This window comes from Citrobacter sp. TBCS-14 (assembly GCF_005280805.1).
Taxonomy (GTDB): domain Bacteria; phylum Pseudomonadota; class Gammaproteobacteria; order Enterobacterales; family Enterobacteriaceae; genus Citrobacter; species Citrobacter gillenii.
Window position 1 is genome coordinate 1 of the sequence record NZ_SZWM01000632.1, and the last position, 280, is coordinate 280.

At 54.3% G+C, this 280-nt stretch carries 1 pseudogene; it reads right to left on the reverse strand.

Features of this window, described 5'->3' with window-relative positions:
• Window positions 1–280, reverse strand: a pseudogene (panF, locus tag FDX22_RS20345) (sodium/panthothenate symporter); the annotation flags it as partial.

A 280-nucleotide genomic window follows, 5' to 3' on the forward strand; every position in this document is an offset into this window, starting at 1 on the left:
CACCACGATGGTGCCGATGATAATCCCACGGTGTACCGCTTTACTGTCTTTATAGGAGATACAGCGTACCGCCGTATGCGGAAGTCCAATCACGCCAAAACACACCAGTACCCAGAATGAGGTCATAAACGTGGGTGACAGAATGTCATCCGCGCCCTGCGGTGAGACCAGTTTCGGATCGATGGTTTGCAGGGTTACTACCGCATTGCTAAGGCCGCCGGCGGCATGAACGACGCCGACCAGCAGAACGATAGTCCCAATCAGCATTACCATGCCTTGC